At 76.1% G+C, this 24,443-nt stretch carries 12 protein-coding genes and 1 pseudogene; 10 read left to right on the forward strand and 3 right to left on the reverse strand.

All coding sequences use genetic code 11. The features are described 5' to 3' along the window. The 3 genes and pseudogenes from ACFC1F_RS34555 to ACFC1F_RS34565 all read left to right on the forward strand — a co-directional run. A pseudogene (locus ACFC1F_RS34555) lies at positions 1 to 764 on the forward strand (hypothetical protein); the annotation flags it as partial. A gap of 175 nt (positions 765 to 939) precedes the next feature. Further along, on the forward strand, positions 940 to 4,326 hold the full coding sequence (locus ACFC1F_RS34560) for a right-handed parallel beta-helix repeat-containing protein (RefSeq protein WP_376164379.1): 3,387 nt from the start codon (positions 940 to 942) through the stop codon (positions 4,324 to 4,326). Between the two features lie 170 nt (positions 4,327 to 4,496). Continuing rightward, positions 4,497 to 5,795, forward strand: coding sequence for a S8 family serine peptidase (locus tag ACFC1F_RS34565; RefSeq protein WP_376164381.1), 1,299 nt, complete (start codon positions 4,497 to 4,499; stop codon positions 5,793 to 5,795). 83 nt (positions 5,796 to 5,878) lie between these two features. Here the strand turns inward: ACFC1F_RS34565 and ACFC1F_RS34570 are convergent, their stop codons facing one another. Continuing rightward, positions 5,879 to 7,564 (reverse strand): MinD/ParA family protein, encoded by a 1,686-nt coding sequence (locus tag ACFC1F_RS34570; protein WP_376164383.1) that lies wholly within the window; start codon positions 7,562 to 7,564, stop codon positions 5,879 to 5,881. 214 nt (positions 7,565 to 7,778) lie between these two features. Between ACFC1F_RS34570 and ACFC1F_RS34575 the strand changes: the two genes are divergently transcribed. The 3 genes from ACFC1F_RS34575 (at position 7,779) to ACFC1F_RS34585 (ending at position 9,723) form a co-directional block, all read left to right on the forward strand. Then, positions 7,779 to 8,183 (forward strand): hypothetical protein, encoded by a 405-nt coding sequence (locus tag ACFC1F_RS34575; protein ID WP_376164385.1) that lies wholly within the window; start codon positions 7,779 to 7,781, stop codon positions 8,181 to 8,183. Positions 8,184 to 8,416: 233 nt separating this feature from the next. Further along, positions 8,417 to 8,767: a hypothetical protein gene (locus tag ACFC1F_RS34580; RefSeq protein WP_209413947.1), complete on the forward strand. Its 351-nt coding sequence runs from the start codon at positions 8,417 to 8,419 to the stop codon at positions 8,765 to 8,767. A 134-nt stretch (positions 8,768 to 8,901) separates the two neighbouring features. Next, on the forward strand, positions 8,902 to 9,723 hold the full coding sequence (locus ACFC1F_RS34585; RefSeq protein ID WP_376164387.1) for a sigma-70 family RNA polymerase sigma factor: 822 nt from the start codon (positions 8,902 to 8,904) through the stop codon (positions 9,721 to 9,723). A gap of 24 nt (positions 9,724 to 9,747) precedes the next feature. On the opposite strand, the gene ACFC1F_RS34590 is transcribed toward ACFC1F_RS34585, so the two are convergent. Continuing rightward, a complete protein-coding gene (locus ACFC1F_RS34590; protein WP_376164389.1) occupies positions 9,748 to 12,645 on the reverse strand; it encodes a BTAD domain-containing putative transcriptional regulator in 2,898 nt (965 codons plus the stop codon). A gap of 484 nt (positions 12,646 to 13,129) precedes the next feature. Here ACFC1F_RS34590 and ACFC1F_RS34595 point away from each other — a divergent pair, with 484 nt between their 5' ends. The 3 genes from ACFC1F_RS34595 to katG all read left to right on the forward strand — a co-directional run bounded on the left by ACFC1F_RS34595 (position 13,130) and on the right by katG (position 21,637). After that, complete coding sequence (locus tag ACFC1F_RS34595; protein ID WP_376164391.1) at positions 13,130 to 15,937, forward strand: BTAD domain-containing putative transcriptional regulator; 2,808 nt, start codon at positions 13,130 to 13,132, stop codon at positions 15,935 to 15,937. 546 nt (positions 15,938 to 16,483) lie between these two features. Then, positions 16,484 to 19,117: a tetratricopeptide repeat protein gene (locus ACFC1F_RS34600; protein ID WP_376164393.1), complete on the forward strand. Its 2,634-nt coding sequence runs from the start codon at positions 16,484 to 16,486 to the stop codon at positions 19,115 to 19,117. 288 nt (positions 19,118 to 19,405) lie between these two features. Next, on the forward strand, positions 19,406 to 21,637 hold the full coding sequence (katG, locus tag ACFC1F_RS34605; RefSeq protein ID WP_376164395.1) for a catalase/peroxidase HPI: 2,232 nt from the start codon (positions 19,406 to 19,408) through the stop codon (positions 21,635 to 21,637). Positions 21,638 to 21,716: 79 nt separating this feature from the next. On the opposite strand, the gene ACFC1F_RS34610 is transcribed toward katG, so the two are convergent. Further along, positions 21,717 to 22,394: a macro domain-containing protein gene (locus ACFC1F_RS34610; RefSeq protein WP_376164397.1), complete on the reverse strand. Its 678-nt coding sequence runs from the start codon at positions 22,392 to 22,394 to the stop codon at positions 21,717 to 21,719. Positions 22,395 to 22,649: 255 nt separating this feature from the next. Here ACFC1F_RS34610 and ACFC1F_RS34615 point away from each other — a divergent pair, with 255 nt between their 5' ends. After that, on the forward strand, positions 22,650 to 24,266 hold the full coding sequence (locus tag ACFC1F_RS34615) for an ADP-ribosyltransferase domain-containing protein (RefSeq protein ID WP_209413941.1): 1,617 nt from the start codon (positions 22,650 to 22,652) through the stop codon (positions 24,264 to 24,266). Positions 24,267 to 24,443 lie beyond the last annotated feature (177 nt).

The following is a 24,443-nucleotide window of genomic DNA, read 5'->3' on the forward strand; positions in this document are numbered from 1 at the left end:
CCGCCGGGCAGTCCGTCGCGCCCGGCGCCCCGGCGTCCTCCGCCAAGCCCACCGCCGGCAAGTCCGCCGGTGCGGCGCCGACCGGCCAGGGCGGCGGCGGGACCGGGACCGGAGCCGGCGCGCCCGCCCCGCAGACCCAGCCGCAACCGCCGGCCCAGGGGCAGCAGCCCCCGGCGGCGGGGCAGCCCCCGGTCCAGCCTCCGGGGCAGTCCGCGCCCCCCGCGCCCCCTGTGGCCTCGAAGCCCGCCCCGCCGACCTACACCGCCGTGACGGGCCCCTTCTGCGCCGTCACCGGGACGACCGTCAAGCAGTACGGCTGGTTCGACGACGGGCAGAAGGGCTGGCTGACCAACTCCGGCGGCTACGCGGGGGACGGCTGCAACGGCAAGTTCACCTCGGTGCCGATGCAGGGCTCGGCGAACACGGACGACGGCAACTCGGTGGTGTACACGTTCAACACCGGCCCGGTGACCAGCGGCAAGTGCGCCCTCTCCGTCTACGTGCCCAACAACGGTGACATCAAGGCGGTCGGCGGCGCCCCGACGTACTACACGGTGCAGAGCAAGTCCGACCCCGGCGCCGGGACCGTCGGCTCCTTCGAGGTCAACCAGGTGGGCCACCGCGGCCAGTGGGTCCCGGTGGGGACGTTCCCGCTCAGTGACGGCAAGATCGCCGTGATGCTGCACACCCGGGGCGAGGACTGGGGCGCCAAGGCCTACGCCCACCACGCGGCCTCCGCCATCAAGGCGAACTGCACCGGGTGACCGTACCGGGCACGAACCGGCACCGACCGGGCACGACGGCACACCTGCACCTGCACCACCTGACGACGGCACCACAGCACCACAGCACGAGGGCACGACAGCACCACAGCACCACAGCACGAGGGCACGACAGCACGACGGCACGACAGCCACGAACGACAGAGGAGAACGCACCATGACGCGCCATGTGCTGACGGTCTGTGCGGAGCGGCGCGACGGCGGCTACCGCACGATCGGCGAGGCGCTGGAGGCGGCGCGCAGCGGTGCGGTGATCAGCGTCCGCGCCGGCCGCTACGAGGAGAACCTGGTGATCACCAAGATGGTGACCATCACCGCCGAGGACGCCCGCGGGAGCGTGCGGATCTCACCCCGGCGCGGGGCGGTGGTGCAGGTGGTGGCGGAGGCCGTCCAGCTGACCGGGCTCGTCCTCCAGGGCCGGGACGAGGAGCTGCCCACCGTCGACGTCCCCCGCGGGCAGGCCGCGCTGGAGGACTGCGAGGTGGCGGGCAACTCGTGGACGGCCGTGCTCACCCGCCAGCAGGGCTCGCTGGCGATGCGCGGCTGCCGGGTCGTCAACCCGGCCGGGGCGGGCATCGTGGAGACGTCCACCGGGACGAGCGTCATCGAGGACTGCGTGATCGAGCACCTCGGCAGCTCCGCCGTGGTGATCGGCGAACGCGCCAACCCGGTGATCCGGGGCTGCGTGATGCGCGACGCCCGGGGCAACGGCGTCTGCGCCAACGGCGAGGGCCGAGGCTCGATCGAGGACTGCGAGATCTCCGCCACCGACAAGCCGGGCATCGCACTGGAGGAGAACAGCTCCACCCGGGTGCTGCGGACCGTCGTCCGGGACACCTCGGTCGGCGTCTACCTCAGCTCGGCCGCCCGCGTGGTGCTGGAGGACTGCACCGTCAGTGCCACCCGCAGCCACGGCGTGGTGCTGGCCGGCGGCACCGATCCGCTGGTCCGGCGCTGCCGGACGGCGCGCACCAAGGGCCACGGCATCCACGTGACCGGCCGGTCCCGGGGCACCTTCGAGGAGTGCGAGGTGACCGGCGCGGAGGCGGCCGGAATCCTGGTCGAGGACTCCTCCGGCCCGTCCATGAACCGGACGTCCGTGCGCGACGGCGGCGCGACCGGGGTGGAGCTGACCGGCGAGAGCGCCCCCGAGTTCGACCGGCTGGAGATCCGGGACGCGGCCGGCGCCGGGGTGAGCATCCGTGACGGCGCCAATCCGCTGCTGCGCCGCCTGGACGTCGCCGAGGTGCGCGGTCACGGTGTCGAGGTGCTGCGGGAGGGGCGCGGGCGGCTGGAGTCCTGCACGCTGGCCTCGGCCGGCCGGGCCGGACTGCGGATCGCCGACGGCGGCAACACCCAGGTGGGCAACACGACCGTGCGCGGCGCCGGTTCGGCCGGTGTCGAGGTCGGCGCGGAGGGCATCGCCTCGCTGCGCGACTGCGACATCGCCGACTCCGGCACCGACGGGGTGTCGGTCGAGGACGGCGGCGAGCTGACCATGGCCAGGTCGCGGGTGCACGGCAACCGTCGGCACGGCGTCCTGCTGGCGGCCGGCAGCAGGGCCGCCCTGAACGGCTGCGAACTGCTCGACAACACGGTGGACGGCGTGCGGGCGGAGTCGGACGAGCCGATCCGGCTCACCGACTGCACGGTCACCGGCAACCGCGGCTCGGGACTGCGCCAGACCAGGCCCAGCAGCCGCCTCTCGGTGGAGAACCTGACCAGCCGGGAGAACGCGCGGGCCGACGCGCACGGCACTGCTGCCGCTGACACCGGCCGGGCGCCCGCGCCCGCCGGGGAGCCGGCGGTGGAGCCGGGCGGCGGCGCGGAGCCGGCGGCGCCCCGGCCCGCCGAGGCGTCCCCGGCCGACCCGGACGGCCCGCAGGCGGCGTTGGAGGCGCTGGTCGGGCTGGAGGGTGTCAAGGAGCAGGTGGCGACCCTGGTCAACCTCAACAAGCTGGCCAAGCGCCGTGAACTGGCCGGGATGCCGGCCCTGCCGATGGGCCGCCACCTGATCTTCGCGGGGCCGCCCGGTACCGGCAAGACCACGGTCGCCCGCCTCTACGGCGCCATCCTGGCCGAACTGGGCGTCCTGCGCAGCGGCCACCTGACCGAGGTGGCCCGGGCCGACCTGGTCGCGTCGATCATCGGCGGCACCGCGATCAAGACCACCGAGGTCTTCCAGTCGGCCCTGGGCGGGGTGCTGTTCCTCGACGAGGCGTACACGCTCTCCGCCGGGTCGGGCGGCGGCACCGGCCCGGACTTCGGCCGGGAGGCCATCGACACCCTGGTCAAGCTGATGGAGGACCACCGCGACGACGTCGTGGTGATCGTCGCCGGGTACTCCGACGAGATGCGTGACTTCCTCGGCTCCAACCCCGGCCTGGCCTCGCGGTTCAGCCGCACCGTGGACTTCCGCAACTACTCCTCCGACGAGCTGGTCACCATCGTCGAGCGCGCGGCCGCCGGGCACGGCTACGAACTGGCCGACGACACCCGGGAGGCCCTGCTCGTGCACTTCGAGCGGATGCCCAAGGGCGCGGACTTCGGCAACGGCCGCGCGGCCCGCAAGGTGTTCGAGGAGATGGTGGACCGCCAGGCCTCCCGGCTGGCCGTCCTGGCCGAGGTCGCCGACGCCGACCTGGCGCTGCTCATCCCCGAGGACATCGGCGAACAGGCCGCCGCCGCCGTCCGGAAGGCCGGGCAGGGCGCCGACAGCGGGCGCACCGAACTGCTCGACCAACTGCGCGCGATGGTCGGCCTGTCGGCCGCCAAGGAGCAGGTCGAGGACCTGGTCAACCTGATCACGCAGGCCCGCCGCCGCGAGGAGGCCGGCCTGCCCACCGCCCGGATCAGCCACCACCTGGTCTTCGCGGGGCCGCCCGGTACCGGCAAGACCACGGTCGCCCGCCTCTACGGCGCCATCCTGGCCGAGCTGGGGGTGCTGCCGGGCGGCCAGCTGATCGAGACGGCCCGGGCCGACCTGGTCGGCCGCTACATCGGCCACACCGCCCAGCTCACCAAGGAGGCCTTCGACCGCGCCCGGGGCGGTGTGCTCTTCATCGACGAGGCGTACACGCTCACCCCGCGGGGCGGCGGCGGCAACGACTTCGGCCAGGAGGCGGTGGACACCCTGATGAAGCTGATGGAGGACCACCGCGACGAGGTCGTGGTGATCGTGGCCGGCTACCAGGAGGAGATGCAGGGCTTCCTGAGCTCCAACCCCGGCCTGGCCTCCCGCTTCTCCCAGCAGATCGCGTTCGACCACTACACCGCCGAGGAACTGGTCACCATCGTCCGGCTCCAGGCGGAGGAGTCCGGCTACGTCTGCACCCCCGAGACGCTGGCCGCGCTCGGCGAACTCTGCGCGGCCGTGCCCCGCGACCGGAACTTCGGCAACGGCCGGTTCGCCCGCCAGACGCTGGAGGCGATGGTGACCCGGCAGGCCGGACGGCTGGCCCGGCTCGACATCGGCGACCTGTCCGAGCTCAGCCTGCTGCTGCCCCAGGACATCCCGGGGCTGCGGCAGGGGAGCGCGGTGTGAGGGCGCGGGCCGGCGCCGGCGCGGGGGCCCGTCGGGGGGCTGCCGCGGCGGTGCTCTGCTGCTGCGCCCTGCTGGCGCCTGCCACCGGTGCGGTGGCCGCCTCGCCGGCGCCGCCGGGCGCGTCCGTTCCCGTGGTGCCGCCCGCCGTTCCCGGGAAGCAGGGTTCGGCGGTGCCTGCGGTCCCGGCGGTGCCGGTGGTGCCGTCGGCCGGCGGTTCGGCGGGTGCCCCGGCGGGCGGGGGCGCCGATCCGGCCTCGCTCCCCGCGGTGACGCAGATCAGCAACACCCTGCGGCAGGGGGCCTGTCTGACCCCCTCCGACAAGGGCACCGAACGGACCCCGTGGGCGCAGACCTTCCTCCGCCCCGAGGGGGCCTGGCAGCTCAGCCGCGGTGCCGGGGTGACCGTCGCGGTGGTCGGGTCCGGCGTCGACGCCGCGTCCGGCGTGCTGGCGGGCAGGCTGACGCTCGGCCCGCGCGAGTACGGTCCCGGGGACGCGGGGCGGGACTGCGTCGGCCACGGGACCTTCCTCGCCGGGCTGATCGCCGCCCGGCGGCAGGAGGGCGTCGGCTTCGCGGGGATCGCCCCCGAGGCGCGGATCCTCTCGGTGGCCGTCACCGACGAGGTCGGGAACACCACCACCGGGCTGCTGGCCAAGGGAATCCGGCACGCCGCCGAGGGCGGTGCCCGGGTGATCGCGGTGGCGGTGCCCGTCCCCGTCGGCGGCGACGACCTGGCGGACGCGGTGCGGTACGCGGGTGACCGGGGTGCGCTGGTGGTCGCCCCGGCCGGACCGGACGCGAACGGCGGCGCCGGGTCCGGCGGTGTGGCCTATCCGGCGGCCTACCCCGAGGTCCTGGCCGTCTCCGACCAGGGGCCCAACGGGAGCCCGCCCGACGGCGGTTCCGGGGGCGGCGGCGCTGGGTCCGGCGGTTCCGTGGCCGGTTCCGGAGGCGGGACGGCGGATGTCGCGGGCCCGGCCGGACGGGTCGACCTGGTCGCCCCCGGGGACGCGCTGATGAGCGTCGGCCCGGGCGGGAAGGGCTACTTCACGGGGTCGGGACCGAGCTTCGCCACCGCCATGGTGGCCGGCACCGCGGCCCTGGTCCTCGGCTACCGGCCCGACCTGACCCGTGCCCAACTCCTCGACCGGCTGAAGGTCACCGCCTACCACCCGGGCACCGCCCTGCCGGACGCCCGCCTCGGCTACGGGACGGTGGACCCGCCGGCCGCCGTCGGCGCGGTGCTCCCCGGCGAGGCGGGCGCCCCCGGCGGGGCCGCCGCCGTACCGGCTGCCGGGCCCCGTGCGGCCGTGGCGACGGTCCCGCCGCCCGCCCCCGCACCGGCCGGCGGGCAGGCCGCCGTGGTGGCGGGCGCCACGCTGGCCGGGGTCGCGGTGGTGGGCGCCGTCGGGTACGTCTTCTCCTCCGGCAGGCGCCGGGACTGGCGGCCCGGGCGCTGGCAGGCGTAGGGCCGGGCCGGGCCGTCGGCAAGACGCAGGGCCGGGCCGGGCCGTCGGCGTGACGACTCCGGCCCGGCCGGGCGGCCTGCTCCCTACGCCTCCGGGGTCATCCCCGCCGCGACCGCGGCGGTGAGCTGGAAGAACGCCCGACGGGTCTTCGGGCGCAGCTTCGCCAGGTCGAACTCCCCTCCCACGGCGAGGTGTTCGTCGAACGGCACCACCACCACACCCCGGCAGCGGCTCTCGAAGTGGGCCGTCAGGTCCTCCGCCCGGATCAGCCGGCCGCCGCCCTGGACGGTGGAGACCAGCAGCACGCTGCGCCGCGCCAGCGCGCCGTAGCCGTGGGCGTACAGCCACTCCAGGGTGCTGCTCGCGCTGTTCGCGCCGTCCACGCTGGCGGTGGCGGCGATCACGAGCTGGTCGGCGAGGTCCAGCACACCGCGCATGGAGCCGTGCAGGAGGCCCGTCCCGGTGTCGCTGAGGACGACTGGGAACTGGTTGCTGAGCACGCCGATCAGCCGTCGGTAGTCCTCCCCGTCGAACCCGCCGGAGGCCGCCCGGCCGGGGTCGCCGGCGAGGACCTCCAGTCCGCTCGGGGCCTGCGAGGTGAAGCGCCGGATGTCCATGTAGCCGGTGATCGAGGGTGCTGCCGCCAGCACGTCGCGCACGGTCGCGGCGGTCTCCCGGCGGACCCGGCGGCCGAGGGTGCCCGCGTCCGGGTCGGCGTCGACGGCGATGACCTTGTCGGTGCGGGTCTCGGCGAGGACGGAGCCGAGGGCGAGGGTGGCCGACGTCCTGCCCACGCCTCCCTTGAGGCCGATCACCGCGATCCGGAACGAACTGCGCAGCGGGGTACGGATGGCGGCCACCATCCGCTGGCGTTCCCGCTCACCCTGGCCGAAGGTCAGCCCCAGGCCGCGCCGGCCGCGCGACGGCGCGTCGGCCGCCGGCCGGCCCCCCTCGGACCCGGCCGGGGCGGGCGCGTGGTCAAGCGGGGAGGCCGGCGGGGGTGCGGCGGCGGGTGCGCCGACGGGCGGCACGGGGGTGGGCGGCACGGGGGTGGGGGGTGCAAGGGCAGTAGCGGGAGCGGGCATGACGTACGGGGCGGGGGCCGGGGCGGCGTAGGTGGCCGGGACCACCGGGGCCGGGACCGGGGTGTTCACCTGGGGCGGGACCTGGGCCGGGGTTGGGGCCGGTTCCTGAGTCGGGGTCGGGCTCGGGCTCGGGGCCGGGGCCGGGACCTGGGTCGGAGGGCCGGAGAACCGTCCCGCCGGGGCGCAGGCCGCGGGGAGGGCCGGGGCGGGCCCTGCCGCACCCGGCCGAGCCTCCGGGGGCACCAGCACGGTTCCCAGGGCGTCCAGCGGCTGCCACCACTGCGGCAGCCGTACGGCCCCGCCGGCCGTCCCTCCGGGGTCCTGGCCGCCATGGCCGCCCTTGCCGCCTTCGCCGCCATGGCCGCCTTCGCCGCCATGGCCGCCTTCGCCGCCCCGGCCGCCTTCGCCGCCCGCGCGGCCCGCGTCACCCGCGCCGCCCGCGCGGCCCGCGCCGCCCGCGTCACCCGCGTCCCCCGGGCCCGCCGGGTCGTTCCCCGCACCGCCGTCGTCGTGGCCCGGGGGTTCGGCCCACTGCCTCGACCCGGCCGCCCCGGGGGAGGGCGCCGGCCAGGGGGTGGGGGTGTAGTCGGGGGCGAGGTCCCAGCCGGGGCCCTCGGCCAGTCGCTGCACCAGCACCGCCGTGCTGCTCTCGTCGGCCGCCACGCGTTCGTCTCCTGTCGCCACGTCGGCCCCTCCGTGTCCCGGTACGCGGCGCCCCCCTACCACCGCCGCCGCGCGGGCCGTCCGACCGGAACTACGGCCCGGGCCGCGGGCGCCGTTCACCCGGCCGGGGACGAACACCGGAGGTCCCCGACCCGGCCGGGTGAACCGCTCCTGGAGGCGGGCCCGTTGAGCGGATCGGGCGCACGCTGCGCTCCCGTAGCGCTTGGAGGACCAGATGCGTACCACCACGACCCACGCCGTCCGTACGGTCGGGCTGCTCATGGCCACCGGTCTGATCGGTCTCACCGGCGCCACGTCCGCGCACGCCGGGGACCTGGATCCGACGGAGCCGAAGCAGCCGAACATCCCCGCCGGGAAGAACTTCGTGCTGTGCTCGTACGGCAACTACGCCTCCTACGCGGTGTTCCCGAAGCGGGGCAACATGTCCACGGCGGTCGCCGAGTCCGGGCGCTGCGTCGGCGTGTCGTTGAGCGGCCGGGGTAGTGAGACGGTCGTGATCTACGGCCGCAAGGCCGATGGGAGCAAGTTCAAGATCGGCACCGACACCTTCGACCTCCCCGGCGGCGAGCGCATCAAGACCCTCAACACGCCCGACAACGACGACTGGACGACGTTCTAGGGCGGGCCTGGGCAGCGGTCGGGACGGGCGGCGGGGGGAAGCCATCGTCCGTCCGGCCGCTGCGGGACCGCCGGCCGCCGCCGAGGCCGGCGGCCGTGCGGACGGCCGCCGGAAATCCGCTGCTGGATCCGGCGGCCACTCGATACCGTCTCCTCGGGGGGTGCCCGGCCTGCGGCCGGCGCCACCGAGGAGTGTCGGCGTGCGTCCCGGTTCGGGGCGGGGGAGGGAGAACGATGGAGCCGGACGGACGGAGACCAGGGGAGTTCATTGCGGCGCTGGTGCGCGAGGGGGCCGAGGTCCTGCCCGGTCCGCCCGCGCTGGCGGTCCCCGCGGCGCCGGCGGACGAGGTGATCGCCGCCGCCCGGCGGCTCGCCCTGGGCGCCCGGCCGCAGGGGCGGCCGGGCCCGGCGCCCGCGCCCGCGTTGCTGCGGCTCGCGACGGCGCTGGTCGTCGACGAGCACCCGTCCGCGCCGGCCTGGTCGGAGGCCGAGCGGGAACGGCTGGCCGGGTGGGTGGCGGTGCTGATCGAGCACCGCGGCGAGGACGGGGTCGAGGAGTTGGTCGGCGCGCTCAACGGGGGGTGAGCGGGCGCGGCTCACGCGTTGGCGGAATGTTGGTGCACTCTTGGCGGCCCCCGGCAGCCTGTTGTCCGGCCGCCGGGGGGAATCCGGTCGGTCCCTGCCCTGCCCTTGCCCGACCCGAGAGGTAGCGCTTCCCCATGCCGCCCATCACCCCGTCATATCCGGCCACCTCGTCACATCCGGCCAACCCGCCCCGCCTGGCCGACCCGGCACGTCCGACCATTCCGTCGCAGCCCGGTCCCCGGTCGCGGTCCGTCGCCCCCGAGGCGGCCGCCCCCGGGACCGGCGAGCCGCCCACCGCCGTGACCGCCACCGCTGCGACCGCCGGCACCGCCACCGCCGACGTCAAGGCCGCCAAGGCCGCGGCCGCCGCCGCGGCGCGCAGGGCCCGGCCGACCCTCGACCCGGACACCGTCGCCGAGATCCACCGGCTGCACGGCGGCTACCTGATGCGCGCGCTGCTGCGGGCGACCGGCGGCGACCGCGGCAAGGCCGAGGACATCCTCCAGGAGACGCTGCTGCGCGCCTGGCAGCACCCCGAGGCGCTGGCGGCCGGGCCGGAGCAGAGCCGCCCCTGGCTGTTCACGGTCGCCCGCCGGATCGCCATCGACCACTACCGGATGGCCGCCGCCCGCGTCCGCGAGGTGCTCGGCGAGGAGTCGACGGACCGCCCGGTCGCCGACGACCCGTACGACCAGGTGGTCGTCGCCCGGGACGTCGACGCGGCGCTGCGACGCCTCCAGGACCACCACCGCGCCGTACTGGTCGAGCTGCACCTGAACGACCGGTCGGTGGCGGACGCCGCGACCCGGCTCGGGGTGCCGCCCGGCACGGTCAAGTCCCGCAACTTCTACGCGATCCGCGCACTGCGCCCGGTCCTGGCGGCCGAACACGGCTACGGCCCGACGGAGACCCGCACCGCGCCGGCGGCGACGGTCCGACCCGGGGTGGGTGCGTGACGGACGGCGTCACCTGACCGCTCCTCAGGGCATCCGTCCGGCCCGCGCGTTCAACGCCTCCTCGATGGCGGCGGCCCGTTCGCTGGTCGCGCCGGCCAGATGGCCGCACGAGCGGAGGCGGCCGAGAGCCGAGCGCATCCGCCCGACCGCCTCGGGCTCGCGGCCCCGGTCCACCAGGAAGGCGGCGTAGTACTGCTCGGCGAGCGCCTGGAGGTGCAGCAGCCCCGCCTCCTCGCAGGTGGCCAGCACCCGGTGCCAGGCCAGCTCGCCGGCCTCGTACCGGCCGAGCGCCTGCAACGCCTGCGCCTCCGTCAGCATCGACCAGAGCTGGATGCTGGAGGCCGGACGGCCGGGCAGCAGGGCCCTGGCCTCGCGGGCCTGGCGCAGTGCCCCCGCACCGTCGCCGGCCAGCAGGCTCACCCCGGCCTGGTAGCCGAGGGCGTAGGAGAGGTGCCGCGGGTCGCCGCCCTCGCCGGCGAGCGCGGCCGCCGTGGCGGCCAGCCGGGTGGCCTCACCGGGGTCGCCCGTCAGCGCGGAGGCCAGCGCCAGGGTGGCGAGCGCCCGCAGGTGTGCGGCGCCGTCGGCGGGCGTGGTGTCCTCCACCGCCCTGCGGGCGACCTCGACCGCCTCCTGGCGGCGCTCCAGTCCGAGCAGGGCGTTGGCCACGGCGCCGTGCAGCAGGGCGAGGCCGACCCGGTCCCCGCAGGCCCGGGCGGCCTGCTCGCCCGCGCGCAGGCAGTCCAGCCAGTCGGTGAAGCGGCTGGATCCGTAGTAGAGCGGGCAGGCGGCCGCGGCCAGCCGCCAGGACCGCCCGGGGTCGGTGGAGGCGGTGGCGGTGACCAGGGCGCGGATCGCCGGCTCCTCGGCCGCGAACCAGTCGAGCGCGCCGCGGGTGCCGGCCGCCGTCGGCAGCGCGGCCGGCGGGTGGACGGGCTCGCCGTAGCGGTCCTGGCCCGGTTCCAGCTGCTCGCCGCAGTGGTGGGCGGCCTCCAGGTAGTAGTCCAGCAGCCGCTCGGTGCCGATGCGCCGGAACCCCTCGGGGGTCTCGGTGAGCAGTTGGACGCCGAACAGGCGGACCAGACCGGGCCGGCCGTACCGCCCGGGGGCGGTCTCGGCGAGCACGTGGTGCGCGACGAGTTCGCCCAGCGTGTCGCGGGCGTGCGCCGGATCCGCGCCGAGCAGTGCCGCGCTCGCCGTGGTGTCCACCTCCCGGCCCGGATGGGCCGCCAGGAGGGTGAACAACAGCGTGGCGTCGAGCGAGAGGTGACGGTACGTCAGTTCCAGCGCTTCGCAGACGCCGGCCACCCCGTCGGCCTCCAGTGCGCCCAGGCGGGTGCGTTCGTCGGCGAGTTCGTCGGCCAGCTCGGCGATCGTCCACTCCGGCCGGGCGGCCAGCCGGGCGACCGCGATCCGCAGTGCCAGCGGCAGCCGGTCGCAGAGTCCGGCCAGGAGCGCGGCGGCCGCCGGCTCGGCCCGCACCCGCGCGGGCGTCAGGCCGCGCTCCAGCAACCGCAGGGCGTCGGCCTCGCCCAGCGGGGCCAGGCGCAGCAGGGCGGCCCCCTCGGCGACCAGCAGCCCCTCCAGTGAGCCCCGGCTGGTGACCACGACGGCGCAGCCCGCCCCGCCGGGCAGCAGGTCGCCGACCTGCTCGGCGTCGAGGGCGTTGTCCAGGACCACCAGCAGCCGGCGCCCGTGGGTCCGGTCGCGGTAGCGGGCGGCCCGGCCGGCCCCGTCGGGCGGGATCTCGGAGGCGGGCACCCCCAGTGCGAGCAGGAACCGGCCCAGCACCTCGGCCGGGTCCGCCGGGCCGTCCGGGTCGAAGCCGCGCAGGTCGGCGAAGAGCCGGCCGTCCGGGAACCGCCCGGCCGCCCGGTGCGCCCAGGTCAGGACGGTGGCGCTCTTCCCGACCCCGGCCGGTCCGACCACCAGGGCCGGTCCGTCGTCGGCCCGGTCCGGACCGGTCAGCCGGTCGAGCCACTGGAGTTCGGTCTCCCGGCCGACGAAGTCCACCGGGCGGCGCGGAAGTTGGTCCGGCACCGGATGGGCCTGCGGCGCCGGCCGGCCGGGGCCCGGCGTGGTCGGAGCCGGCCCGGCCGGACGGGACCGGCGGGGAGCCGGCGGCGCACCCCCGCCCCCGGCCAGCACCTCGGCGAACGCCGCCTGGAGGGCCGGTCCGGGCCGGATGCCGAGTTCGCCGTCGAGCCGCGTGCGGGCCCGGTGGTACGCGGCGAGCGCGTCCGCCTGCCGCCCGCCCTGGTGCAGGCAGCGGACCAGCAGCGCGACCACCTCCTCGCGCAGCCCGTCGGCCCGGACGCTCTGCTCCAGCAGCGGCACGGCCGCCGCACCGCTTCCCTGCCGCAGGCGCAGCCCGGCCCAGGCGATCAGCACCCGGGTGCGGACCTGGTCCAGCTGCTCCACCAGGGCGCGGCGCGGCGCGGTGTCGGGCAGGTCGGCCAGCGCACCACCGCGCCACAGCCGCAACGCCTCCTCCAGCACGGCGACAGCCGCGCCGTCCGCCGCGCAGCCGGCGCAGCCGTCGGGGTCCGCGCAGCCGGCCGCGCCCGCGCAGCCGTCGTGGCGGCCGGCGTGCCCGGCGGCCCGGCCGGCCAGCGCCTCGAACCGCAGCGCGTCCACCTCGTCGGACGGCCCGGTTAGCAGGTAGCCGGGCGCCCGGGTGTGCAGCACGAACGGGGTCGCGGCGAGCGCCTTGCGCAGGGCGGCGACGTGCCCCTGGAGCGCCGCCCGGGCACTGGCCGGCGGCCACTCGCCCCAGAGCAGTTCACAGAAGGCGTCGACCGTGACCACCCGCCCCAGCCGCAGGGCCAGCAGTGCCAGGACGGCCCGGCGCTGCGCCCCCGGCAGTGCCGTGAAGTCGGCCGCTCCGGTCCGCAGTTCCACCGGACCGAGGAGCCGAATCCGCACCCGTACCCCCACTTTCCGACCGTCCAGACCAGGCCCGGGCTTCTCCCGGGTGGTGCAGTGTAGTGCCACCAGGTGTCGTCGGAGGGCCGGGCCGGGACGGACCGCGACGGCGGGCCCCGGGGGAGCGGTCCCGGGGCAGTGGCCGGAAGGAGCGGCCGGAGGGAGCGGACGAGGGGAACGGCGAGGGGCGCGGCCCGGGGAGCGGTGGACCCGGCGCGTGCCGGTGGCCGGCTCGGGCCTATCCTTCGGACGGGCCGGACGCACCGGATGCACTGGATGCACCGGACACACCGGACACACCGGACGACCTCGGACGGCACCTCGTGGCCGTCCGGCCGACGGGACCGGCCGCGGCGCCCGTCCCGATCGGACCGGCAGACGGGCCGTCAGACGAAACCAACAGGCGAACCGAGCCGCTCCCGGCGGCTCGGAGAGATGCCGCCCGGCGGATCGCCCGCCCGGAGCGGGAGGGGGAAGCAGCCGCATGCGGATCGACCTGCTCGGACCGGTCGCCGTCCGGCGCGAGGACGGGACGGCGGTCACGCCCTCGGCCCCCAAGCGCCGCGCACTGCTCAGCGCGCTCGCCGTCCGCTTCGACCAGCTCGTGGCCACCGACGAACTGATCGAACTGGTCTGGGACGGCACCGCGCCGCCCACCGCCCGCGCCGCCCTCCAGGGACACGTCGCCGCGCTGCGCCGGGTCCTCGACGACGACACCCTCACCCTCGGCACCCGCGGCACCGGCTACGTCCTCACCGGCGACCCCGAACGGGTCGACGCCCTGCGCTTCCAGCAGCTCTGCGACCGGGCCGGCCTGCAACTGCCCGGCCACACCGGCCACAGCGGTCACACCGACCCCGCCGGCCCCGGCGCGCACCCCGACGACCCGGCGCTCCCGCTCCTGCGCACCGCCCTCGCCCTCTGGCGCGGCGATGCGCTCACCGACTGCGGCTCCGCCCTGCTCCGGGAGCGGACCGCCCCGCACCTGGCCGACCTGCGGCTGCGCGCTCTCGACCGGCTGGCGGACGGCCTCTGCCGGGCGGGCCGGGGCGGCGAGCTCGTCGCGGAACTCACCGAGGCCGCGGCGGCCCACCCCTCCCGGCAGACCCTGGCCGCCCGGCTGATCGTCTGCCTCGACCAGGCGGGCCGGTACGACGAGGCGTCGGCCCGGTACGACCGGGCGGTGTCCGCGCTGCCCGGCGCCCCCGGCCCCGAACGGCGCCGGGCCGGCGCGCGGCTCGGCCGTCGGCCGGCGGCCGACGCGGGGCCCGTGAGCCCGGCGGGCCGGCCCGGACCCCCGGCGCCCGCGGGGCCGCCACCGGCCTGGCCGCCGCCCGCCGACCGGCGCTTCGTCGGCCGCACGGCCGAGCTCGACCGGCTGGACGCGGCGGTCTCCGCCCGCCCCGCGGGCCGGCCGGTCCTGGTCACCGGGCCGGCCGGGGTCGGCAAGACCGGCCTGGTCCAGTACTGGGCGCAGCGGTCCGCGGAGCGCTTCCCGGACGGCCGGCTCCACGTCGACCTGCGCGGCTTCGCCGAGGACGGGCCCCGCGACCCCGCCGAGGTGCTCGGCGCCCTGCTGACCGCCCTCGGCGTCCCCGAGGACGAGCTGCCCGACGCGCTCGACGACCGGGCCCGCCGGTACCGGGAGCTGCTGGCGGGCCGTCGGCTGTTGCTCGTCCTGGACGACGCTTGCTCGTACGAGCAACTCGCCCCGCTCCTGCCCGACCCGCCGGCCGAGTCCGGCTCCCCGGCCGAGTTGGACCCGTCGGCCGAGTCCGGCTCCCCGGCCGACCGTCCCGGGCCCGTCACCGTCGTCACCAGCCGCAGCCGGCTGCGCCGTCTGCTGGCTCGGGAGGGCGGCACCCCGCTCGCGCTGGACGTGCTGACCCCCGCCGAGGCGGGCGACCTGCTCGCCCGGACCCTGGGCGAGGCCCGGGTGGCCGCCGAGCCGCAGGCCGCCGTCGACCTCGCCGAGCGCTGCGACCGCCTGCCGCTGGCCCTGCGCCTCGCGGCCGCCCGGCTCTCCGCCCGCCCCGGCTGGACGCTCGGCGACCTCGCGGCGGAGCTCTCCGACGACGAGTCGGGGCACGCGGCGCTCGCCGGCACCGGCGGCCCGCTCGGCATCACGGCCGCCCTCGATCTGACGTACCGTACGCTGCCGCCCGCCGCGGCCCGGCTGTTCACGCTGCTCGGCCTGCACCCCGGCCGGGTGGTCGGGATCGGCACCGCCGCCGCGCTCGCCGACCTGCCGCCGGCCGCCGCCCGGACGCTGCTGGCCCGGCTCGACGCGGTCCACCTGCTGGAGGAGACCACCCCGGGCCGCTACGCCCGGCGTGGGCTGGTCCGCCGCTACGGTGCCCGGCTGGCCGCCGACCTCGGCTGCGACGAGCGGCTCGCCGCCCTGGACCGGCTGATCGGCCACTACCTGACGGCGACCGCGTCCGACGCCCCCGGCAGCACCCCGGCCGCCGCGTCCGGCCCGGCCGGCGCGCGGAACGCCGAGGACTGGTTCCACCGGGAGGAGGGCGCCGTGCGGGCGGTGGTGCTCTGCGCCGAGGAGCACGGACGTACCGCCGAGGCCTGGCGGCTCGCCCACCGGGCCGGCCGCCTCTACGAGCGCACCGACTTCGACCGCACCCATTGGCGGACCACCGTCGAGGCCGGCCTGCGCGCCGCCCGCGCCTGCGCCGATCCGGCCGCCGTGGCCCGGCTCTCCACCGACCTCGCCGTCCTGCTGGTCGACCGGCGGGTGTTCCGCGGCGCCGCCGAGCAGCTGGAACGGGCGGTCACCGCGGCCGACCGGGCCGGCGACCCGGGGCTGCGCCACCGCTGCCGGGTCCGCGTCGCCGACGCCCTCGTCCGGGCCGGCCGGTACGAGCAGGCCGTGCCGCTGCTGACCGCCCTGGTGGCCGACGCCCGGACGCCGGGCAGCTGCCACCTGCTGGCCGGGGCGCTCACCGGGCTCGCCGACGCCCTGGTGCTGGCGGGCGCACCCGGCCCGGCGCTGGCCCACGCCGACGAGGCACTCCAGGCCGCGACCGCCCGCCCCGGCGGCGCGGACGTGGTGCTGGCCACCCAGACCAGGGCCCGCGCCCTGGACGCGCTCGGCCGCCCTGGCCTCGCCCTGGCCTCGGCCCAGCTGGCCGTCGCACTCGGGCGCACGGTCGGCGACGCCGCGCTGGAGCACCGCTCCCACGCCCTGCTCGCCGACCTCCTCCAGACGGTCGGCCGCACCGCCGAGGCGGCGGCGGTCCGGCGCCAGGCCGAGGCGCTCCTCGCCGGTGACCACTGACCGGGCCGCGTACGACGGACCTCTCCGGCGACCAAGGACCCCGCTGCGCAGCACTGACCGGGCCGCGCAGGACGGACCGCCGCTCCGGGCCGCTCCTCGCCGCGCCCGGAGCCGCCCGTGCGGCCGTCGTGCCCGGCGGCTCCGTCAGCGCCCGTACGCGCCCGTACACGCCCTCCGGGGACGGTTCCTGACGTTGCGTCCGGTCCGTACGGGCCCTCCGGCGCGCCCCGCAGGGCGGCCCGCGCGAGCACCGCTCCGTCGCCTCGGTCACCCGCCGGCCTCCTCCCCGGGTACGTGCCCAGGGGCGGGGCCGGCGGGTGGCCCCGCAGGGTGCGCCCCGAACCGCCTCCACAGGCAGAACTACCGGCAGATCCACGCGGTGGAACTGCCGTCCCGAGACCCCGGCCGGCCGTCTCGCCCGGGTGGGCCCGACCGCTCTGACCTGGGCCGATGGCGGTGGACCGGGGCGGACGGGGCATACTTCTGCCTCACACGGCCGATTCGGCACGAGTGGGGGCAGAAGTAGTGGCAGTAGCGGGGCGGAACATGGTTGACACGGACGGCACGGGGGCGGACACCGACGAGGCCGGTGAGTTCTGCCGCCTGCTCGCCCGGTACCGGGTGGGGGCGGGGCTGACGCAGGAGGAGCTCGCCGCGGCGAGCGGGATCAGCCTGCGCGCCGTCGGGGACATGGAACGAGGCCGCACCAGGGGCCCCCAGCGCCGGACGGTGCAGGCGCTGGCCGTCGCCCTGCGGCTCGACCCGGGCCGGGCCGCCACGCTCGAAGAGGCCGCCCGGGCCGGCCGCCCCCGGGGAACCCGCGCCGTCGGTGCCCCGGCCGTCGCCGCGCCCGCAGCACCTGCCGCGCCCGCAACCCCCGCCGCGCCCGCAACCCCCGCCGCGCCCGCAACCCCCGCCGCGCCCGCAACCCCCGCGGTGGCCGCCGCCGCGGGGGGCGGCGACGCCGGGACGTACGCCCTGGCCCTGCCCCGCGACATCGCCGACTTCACCGCCCGCGATGACGCCCTCGCCCTGATCGGGACCCTGGCCGGCGACGGCGTACCGGCCCGCGAGGGCGTACCGGCCCGCGAGGGCGCACCCGCCCGCGAAGGCGAGGGGGCCGGGGAGGGCCAACACGTCCACCCCGGAGTCGTCCTGATCAGTGGTCAGCCCGGTCTCGGCAAGACCGCCTTCGCCCTGCACACGGCCCACACCCTGGCCCATCTCTTCCCGGACGGGCAGCTCTCCCTCGACCTGCGCGGCATGGCCCCCGAGCCCGTCACCGCCCGCGAAGCCCTCGGCCAGATCCTGCGCGCCCTCGGCGTGGCGGACGGTACGGTGCCCGCCGGCACGGAGGAGCGGGCCGGCCTCTACCGCGCCCTGGTCCGCGAGCGGCGGCTCGTCCTCGTCCTGGACAACGCCGCCGACGAGGGCCAGGTCCGGCCGCTGCTGCCCGGTACCGGCCCGGCCCTGACCATCGTCACCAGCCGGCACACCCTGCCCGGGCTCGAATCCGTCCACCGCCTGCGGCTCGACGCCCTCACGCCCGCCGAGGCCGCGCTCCTGCTGGGCCGCATCGCCGGCCCCGAGCGGATCGCCGCCGAGCCCGAGGCCACCGCCGAGCTCGCCGGCCTCTGCGGCTACCTGCCGCTCGCCCTGCGGATCGCCGGCCAGCGCCTGGTAGCCCGCCCGCAGCAGACCGTGGGCCACCTCGTGCGCCAACTCGCCGCCGAGGAAGACCGGTTGGACGTGCTGGCGACCGGCGACCTGGCGGTCCGGCCGGCCTTCGCCCTCTCCTACCGCAAGCTGCCCGCCGAGACCAGGCTGGTGCTGCGCCGCTGCGCCCTCACCGCCGGGTACGACGTCTCCGCCGCCGTGGTCGCGGCCTACGCGGGCCTGTCCGTCCCGCGGACCGAGCGGCACCTGGAGCAGCTCACCGACGCCGGGCTGGTCCAGCTGTCGACCCCGGAGCGCTACCGGCTGCACGACCTGGTCCGGCTCTACGCGGGCGAGCTGCTCGCCACCGAGGAGACCCCGGAGGGCCTCGACGCCGTCCGCGCGCGGGCGGGGGACTGGTTGCTGCGCCGCGCCACCGAGGCCGGCCGGCTCTTCGACCCGGACGTCGAGGGCGGACCCGACTCCGACTCCGGCTCCGGCTCCGGCTCCGACTCGGGCTCGGGCTTCGGCTCGGGCTCCGGCTCCGAGGCCCGCGGGGCCGGCCCCGGAGAGGAGCTCCGCCAGGACCCCGGCAGCGGCTTCGGCGCCGCACCGGGATCGGCCGTCGCCCCGGGGGCGCTGCGCGAGGCCGCGCGCTGGCTGGAGGAGGAGGGCCCGGAGTGGCTGGCCGCCATGCGGCAGGCCTTCGCCGCCGGCCGGCACCGCGAGGTCATCGACACCGCCGAGGCGATGCACTGGTTCTCGGACCGGCTCATCAGCTGGGACATCTGGGCCGAGGTCTTCCAGCTCTCCGTCGACGCGGCCCGGGCCTGCGGCGACCGCCTCGCCGAGACCGTCCACCTGAACTACCTCGCCTGGACCTACTTCACCTGTCTCCACCAGTACCGGCGCGGTGCCGAACTCGCGGGCGAGGCCCTGGAGTCGGCTCGGCAGATCGGCGACCGGGAGCAGGAGGGCTGGGCGCTGATCTACCTCGCCGGATCACTGCGGTTCCTGGTCCGGCAGCAGGAAGCCATCGACACCTACCACCAGGCCGGCGAGGTGTTCGCCACGGTGTCCAGCCGGTCCGCCCTGCTGGGCCGGCTGGTCACCCTGCGCGGCGCGGCCAACTGCCTGCGCGAGTCCGGCCGGGTCGAGGAGGCGGTGGAGCACCGCCGGCTGGCGCTGGCCGGGGCCCTGGAACTGGTGGAGCTCTGGTCCTCGCCGCTGCCGCACCTCATGGCCGCCTTCGCGGCCCACGAGCTCGGACTCGACCGCGCGGCGTTGAAGCGCTGGCCCGCCGCCGAGAAGGCCTACCGGCAGGCCCTGGACCACTTCGAGGCGGTCGGCCGGCCCGACTCCATGACCAAGACGCTCACCGAGCTGGGCACCGCCCTGATCGAGCAGGGCCGCGCCGACGAGGCCCGCGAGATCCTCACCGAGGCCCTGACCGATCTCAGCGCCGACAACGGTCGCTCCCGCGCCCGCCACACCACCCGCCCGGGCGCCACGACGTCCTCGTGACCGGGCGGGGCGGCGCGCCTCGCGGCCGCCCCGCGAGGCCGCCCATATCGGTTCACCAATTCAGTCCGACGGGAAACCGGAAGCGCATCAAATGGATATCCGATTTCCGATCGGATAGAGGCTGACACGCTTCCCGACCTGCAATCCGTCCATCGTGGGACCGGTTCCGGGGATAGCCTGGGGGCAGAAAGACCCCAGTACGGCAGGGGACGACAGGGGCCGGCACCCCGAATGTTCCACCGCTCGAGTTCCTGAACACCGTGATCCGCCTTGTACGGAAGGATTCCCATGTCTGAGAACCACGATGCAATCGTCGTAGATGCGAAGACCGAGGAGGCGAGCGGCTGCCCGGTCCCGCACGGGCGGGCCCTGCACCCGACCCAGGGCGGCGGGAACAGCCAGTGGTGGCCGGAGCGGCTCAACCTGAAGGTGCTCGCCAAGAACCCCGCCGTGGCCAACCCGCTCGGCGGGTCGTTCGACTATCCCAAGGCGTTCCTCGCCCTCGACCTGCCGGCCGTCAAGCGGGACATCGCGGAGGCGCTCACCACCTCGCACGACTGGTGGCCGGCCGACTACGGCCACTACGGCCCGCTGATCATCCGGATGGCGTGGCACAGCGCGGGCACCTACCGGATCAGCGACGGCCGCGGCGGTGCCGGCGACGGCCAGCAGCGCTTCGCCCCGATCAACAGCTGGCCGGACAACGTCAGCCTCGACAAGGCCCGCCGCGTGCTCTGGCCGGTGAAGAAGAAGTACGGCCGCAGCCTCTCCTGGGCCGACCTGATGATCCTGGCCGGCAACGTCGCCCTGGAGTCGATGGGGTTCAGCACCTTCGGGTTCGGCGGCGGCCGCGAGGACACCTGGGAGCCGGAGGAGGACACCTACTGGGGCCCCGAAACCACCTGGCTCGGCGACGAGCGCTACACCGGCGACCGCGAGCTGGAGAACCCCCTCGGCGCGGTCCAGATGGGCCTGATCTACGTCAACCCGGAGGGCCCGAACGGCACCCCGGACCCGATCGCCGCGGCCCGCGACATCCGGGAGACCTTCCGCCGGATGGCGATGAACGACGAGGAGACGGTCGCCCTGATCGCCGGCGGCCACACCTTTGGCAAGACCCACGGGGCCGGACCGGCGGACAACGTCGGCCCCGATCCGGAGGCCGCCCCGATCGAGCAGCAGGGCCTCGGCTGGAAGAGCACCTTCCGCACCGGCAAGGGCGGCGACACGATCACCAGCGGCCTGGAGGGCGCCTGGACGGCCACCCCGGTGAGCTGGGACAACAGCTTCTTCGAGACCCTGTTCGGCTACGAGTGGGAGCTGACCAAGAGCCCCGCCGGCGCCTACCAGTGGAAGCCGAAGGACGGCGCCGGGGCCGGCACCGTGCCCGACGCCCACGACCTGTCGACGAGCCACGCCCCGACGATGCTCACGACCGACCTCTCGCTGCGCCTCGACCCCGTCTACGAGCCGATCTCGCGCCGCTTCCTCGCCAACCCCGACCAGCTGAAGGACGCCTTCGCCCGGGCGTGGTTCAAGCTGACCCACCGTGACATGGGCCCGGTCGCGCGGTACCTCGGCCCGGAGGTCCCGACCGAGCAGCTGCTCTGGCAGGACCCGCTGCCGGCGGTGACCCACCCGCTGGTCGACGCCGCGGACGTCGCCGCCCTCAAGGCCCGCGTCGCCGGCTCCGGCCTGTCGGTCTCCGAGCTGGTGTCCACCGCGTGGGCGGCCGCCTCCTCCTTCCGCGGCAGCGACAAGCGCGGCGGTGCCAACGGCGGACGCATCCGCCTCCAGCCGCAGAGCGGTTGGGAGGTCAACGACCCCGACCGGCTGGCGACGGTGCTGCGCACCCTGGACGGCGTCCGGACGTCCTTCAACGCGGAGCTGACCGGGGGGAAGCAGATCTCGTTCGCCGACCTGGTGGTGCTCGCGGGCGCCGCGGGCGTCGAGCAGGCGGCCGGGAACGCCGGCTTCGACATCGAGGTCCCGTTCACGCCGGGCCGCGCGGACGCGTCGCAGGAGCAGACGGACGTCGAGTCCTTCGCCGCGCTGGAGCCCGGCTCCGACGGGTTCCGCAACTACATCGCCAAGGGCGACCGGCTGCCGGCCGAGTACCGGCTGATCGATCGCGCCAACCTGCTGACCCTGAGCACGCCCGAACTGGCCGTCCTCGTCGGCGGCCTGCGCGTCCTGGGCGCCAACCACGGTCAGACGCCGCTCGGCGTCTTCACCGCGACCCCCGGCTCCCTGACCAACGACTTCTTCGTCAACCTGCTCGACCTGGGCACGACCTGGACGCCGGCGACGGAGGACGCCGCCACGTTCGAGGGCCGCGACGCCGCCACCGGCGAGCTCCGGTGGACCGGCAGCCGCGTCGACCTGATCTTCGGGTCGAACTCCGAACTGCGCGCGGTGTCCGAGGTCTACGCGAGCGACGACGCGAAGGAGAAGTTCGTCACGGACTTCGTCGCGGCCTGGGACAAGGTGATGAACCTCGACCGGTTCGACCTCTCCTGACCGCGGCGTCCGGGCCGGCCCCCGCACGGGGCCGGCCCGGACCCGTGCGGGGGCCTGACCCCCGGGCCGGCCGCCGGACTCAGCGCCGGGCGGTGCGGCGCGCCGGCGGCGCTATGCGCACCGGCTTCTCGACGGGCGCGTTCTCGATGTCGTCCAGCTGCGCGACGATCGTGCTGCGCAGGTCGTCGTAGTCCTCGAAGCAGTGGTCGTTGAAGAGCGTGTAGCCCGACCACATCAGGTTGGCGCACACCCGCGCCGGCACCCGGCCGGTCCGCGCGCCCATGCCGACCAGCGCCACCGAGCCGATGCTGCCGGGCGCCTGCGCGTTCTGCCGGTGGACCGCCTGGAACGCGGCGGCGCACGCGAGGGCGACGTTCAGGGTCTCGCTGACGTTCTGCGAGGACTCCTCCATCGTCGGCGCCGAGATCAGGAACCGCGGGTTGGCCGCCCCGGACGGCACGCAGACCGCGCTCCCCACCGGGAGGCGCCCCCCGAACCCGGCGCGGATCGCCCGCTGGACGCGCAGCTGGATGCCCGCCCCGAGGTGCCGCTTGACGACCGCGTCCACCCCGCCGTCCATCCGCCCCCGGGAGTTGGTCGGGCTGACCCAGGCGTCGACCTGCTGGTCGAGGATCGAGCCCTGGTGGATCGCGATCTCGGGGTTGTCGGCGAACGCCGCCCGCCACGCCTCCACCACCGTCGCACTGACGTCGCTCAGTACGACCTTCAGCGGCGGCTGTACGCGGTTCACGCTCATGCTTCACTCCCCGTTCGAGGCACGGTCCTTCTACCGGTCACGAAGCTAGCGGGCCCCACTGACACCGACACTCGTCGCCGGGTTCCCGCCGGTCGGGGCGCTCCCCCCGGCCGGCCGGCGCAGAGCCCGGATCCCCGCATCGGCGGAGGCTGTCGGTGGCCTGACGTAGTGTCCGGAACCGTCACGGGGAGACCGGCCGACGCGCCGGTCGTCCCCCTTCCCGCAGCACCGTCCGACAGTTCGGAGTCCTCCGCCATGAGCGATGCCAACGCCCCCGCCACGCCCGACCCGGCCGACCCGCTGGCCCTCGCGGAGCTCTTCGCGGGCGGCGGCGAACCCTGGCTCCCGCTGCTGAAGCCGGTCATCGAGGCGCAGCCGGACGCGGCCGCGTTCATCGGCCCGGGCCGCGGCCAGCAGGTCGTCCCCGTCCGCGAACTGACCTTCCAGGCGCTCAAGCCCCACGCGCCGCACAAGTGGAAGGTCGTGGTCTTCGGCCAGAACCCGTACCCGAGGCCGGAGAGCGCCACCGGCATCGCGATGTTCGACAACACCTTCCACGACTGGAAGGACAGCCAGTTCGGCAGGGTCGTCAGCATCCGCTGCATCATCAAGGCGGCGGCGATGTGGAAGTACGGCATCCCCAAGAAGACCCCGATCGCCGACATACGCGCGCTGTTGAAGAAGGAGGACACCGTCCAGCCGCCGGAGTGGTTCCAGGCGATGCTGACGCAGGGCGTCCTGCTGCTGAACGCCTCGCTCACCGCCGGCACCGACGAGGCGCGGGGGACCGACCGGCACGCCGTCTTCTGGCGGCCCGTCGCCGAGCGGATCGTCGAGGAGATCCTCAGGGCCAAGCAGGACGCCGACGAGGAGGACCGCGGCGTCGTCTTCGCGTGGTGGGGGGCCCACGCGCGCAACCTGAAGAAGGTCGTCCTCCGGCTCCAGGAGAAGTACCCCGACGTCGACGTCCGGCACATCGACCACGCCAACCCCGCCGCGCAGGGCGACATCTTCTGCGACGACGACCACTTCGCCACCGTGAACGCGGCCCTCGCCTCCCAGGGCGCCGACGAGATCGACTGGCTCCCGAGCAAGGGCTGGAACGAGCGCGCCGCGGAGGCCGGCGGGGCTGACGGCGGCACCGCCGAACGCATGGGCGCCTTCATCGCCTCCACCATGGAGCTGCACCAGCTCTACCTGGAACGGCTCGCGAGCGTCAAGGACGAGGGGCTCGTCCTCCCGGAGATCACCGGGGTGTTCGACACCCCGCTGATGGACTTCCGCGAGGCCGTCGCCCCGGTCGCCGGGCTGCTCGCCGGGCTGGACCGGCACGTCGGGCAGTCCCACGAGTTCGGCCGGACACGGGTGGACGGGGCGTCCGGCGGCCTCTCCGCCGACGCGATCGCCGCCCTCCACCTGTACACCTGCGAGTCCGCGTTCTACCGGGAGATCAACGCCGTGCTGCGCTCCCCGGACCGGGCCAGGCTCGTCCCGTACCTCCCGTACCTGCGGCTGCTGTTCTCGGCGGTGTCCCAACTGCCGGTGCGCACCGAGCCGTTGTGGCGCGGGGTGTCGCTGGACCTGCGCGCCCAGTACCCGCTGGGGCGGACCGTGACGTGGTGGGGCGTCTCCTCGTGCACGTCCGAGCCCGGTGTGGCGCGGGGGTTCCTCGGCAGCCGCGGCAGGCGGACGCTCTTCGAGGTGCAACCCGCCCGCGCCGTGGGCATCCGCAGCTTCTCGGCCTTCACCGGCGAGGAGGAGTTCATCCTCCTGCCGGGCACGCAGCTGAAGGTGACGGACGTGAAGACCGAGCGCAGCGGCCTGTGCACCGTGCGGCTGACGGAGCTGGACGAGCAGACCCTCGTCTCCTGAGCGTCCGCCCGGGTGCCCGGCCCGCAAGCGGTACGCGGCCCGCCAACGGCGCGGGGGCCCCCCCCCTACCGGGGGGGGCGCCGCCCGGGGGGGGGGAAAAAGGGGGGGGGGGGTAGATATAGGTGGTGGGGGGGGCGAAAATTGGTGTGGGGGGTACGAAAGAGGGGGGGGGGGGCA

The organism is Kitasatospora sp. NPDC056181 (assembly GCF_042266225.1).
GTDB lineage: Bacteria > Actinomycetota > Actinomycetes > Streptomycetales > Streptomycetaceae > Kitasatospora.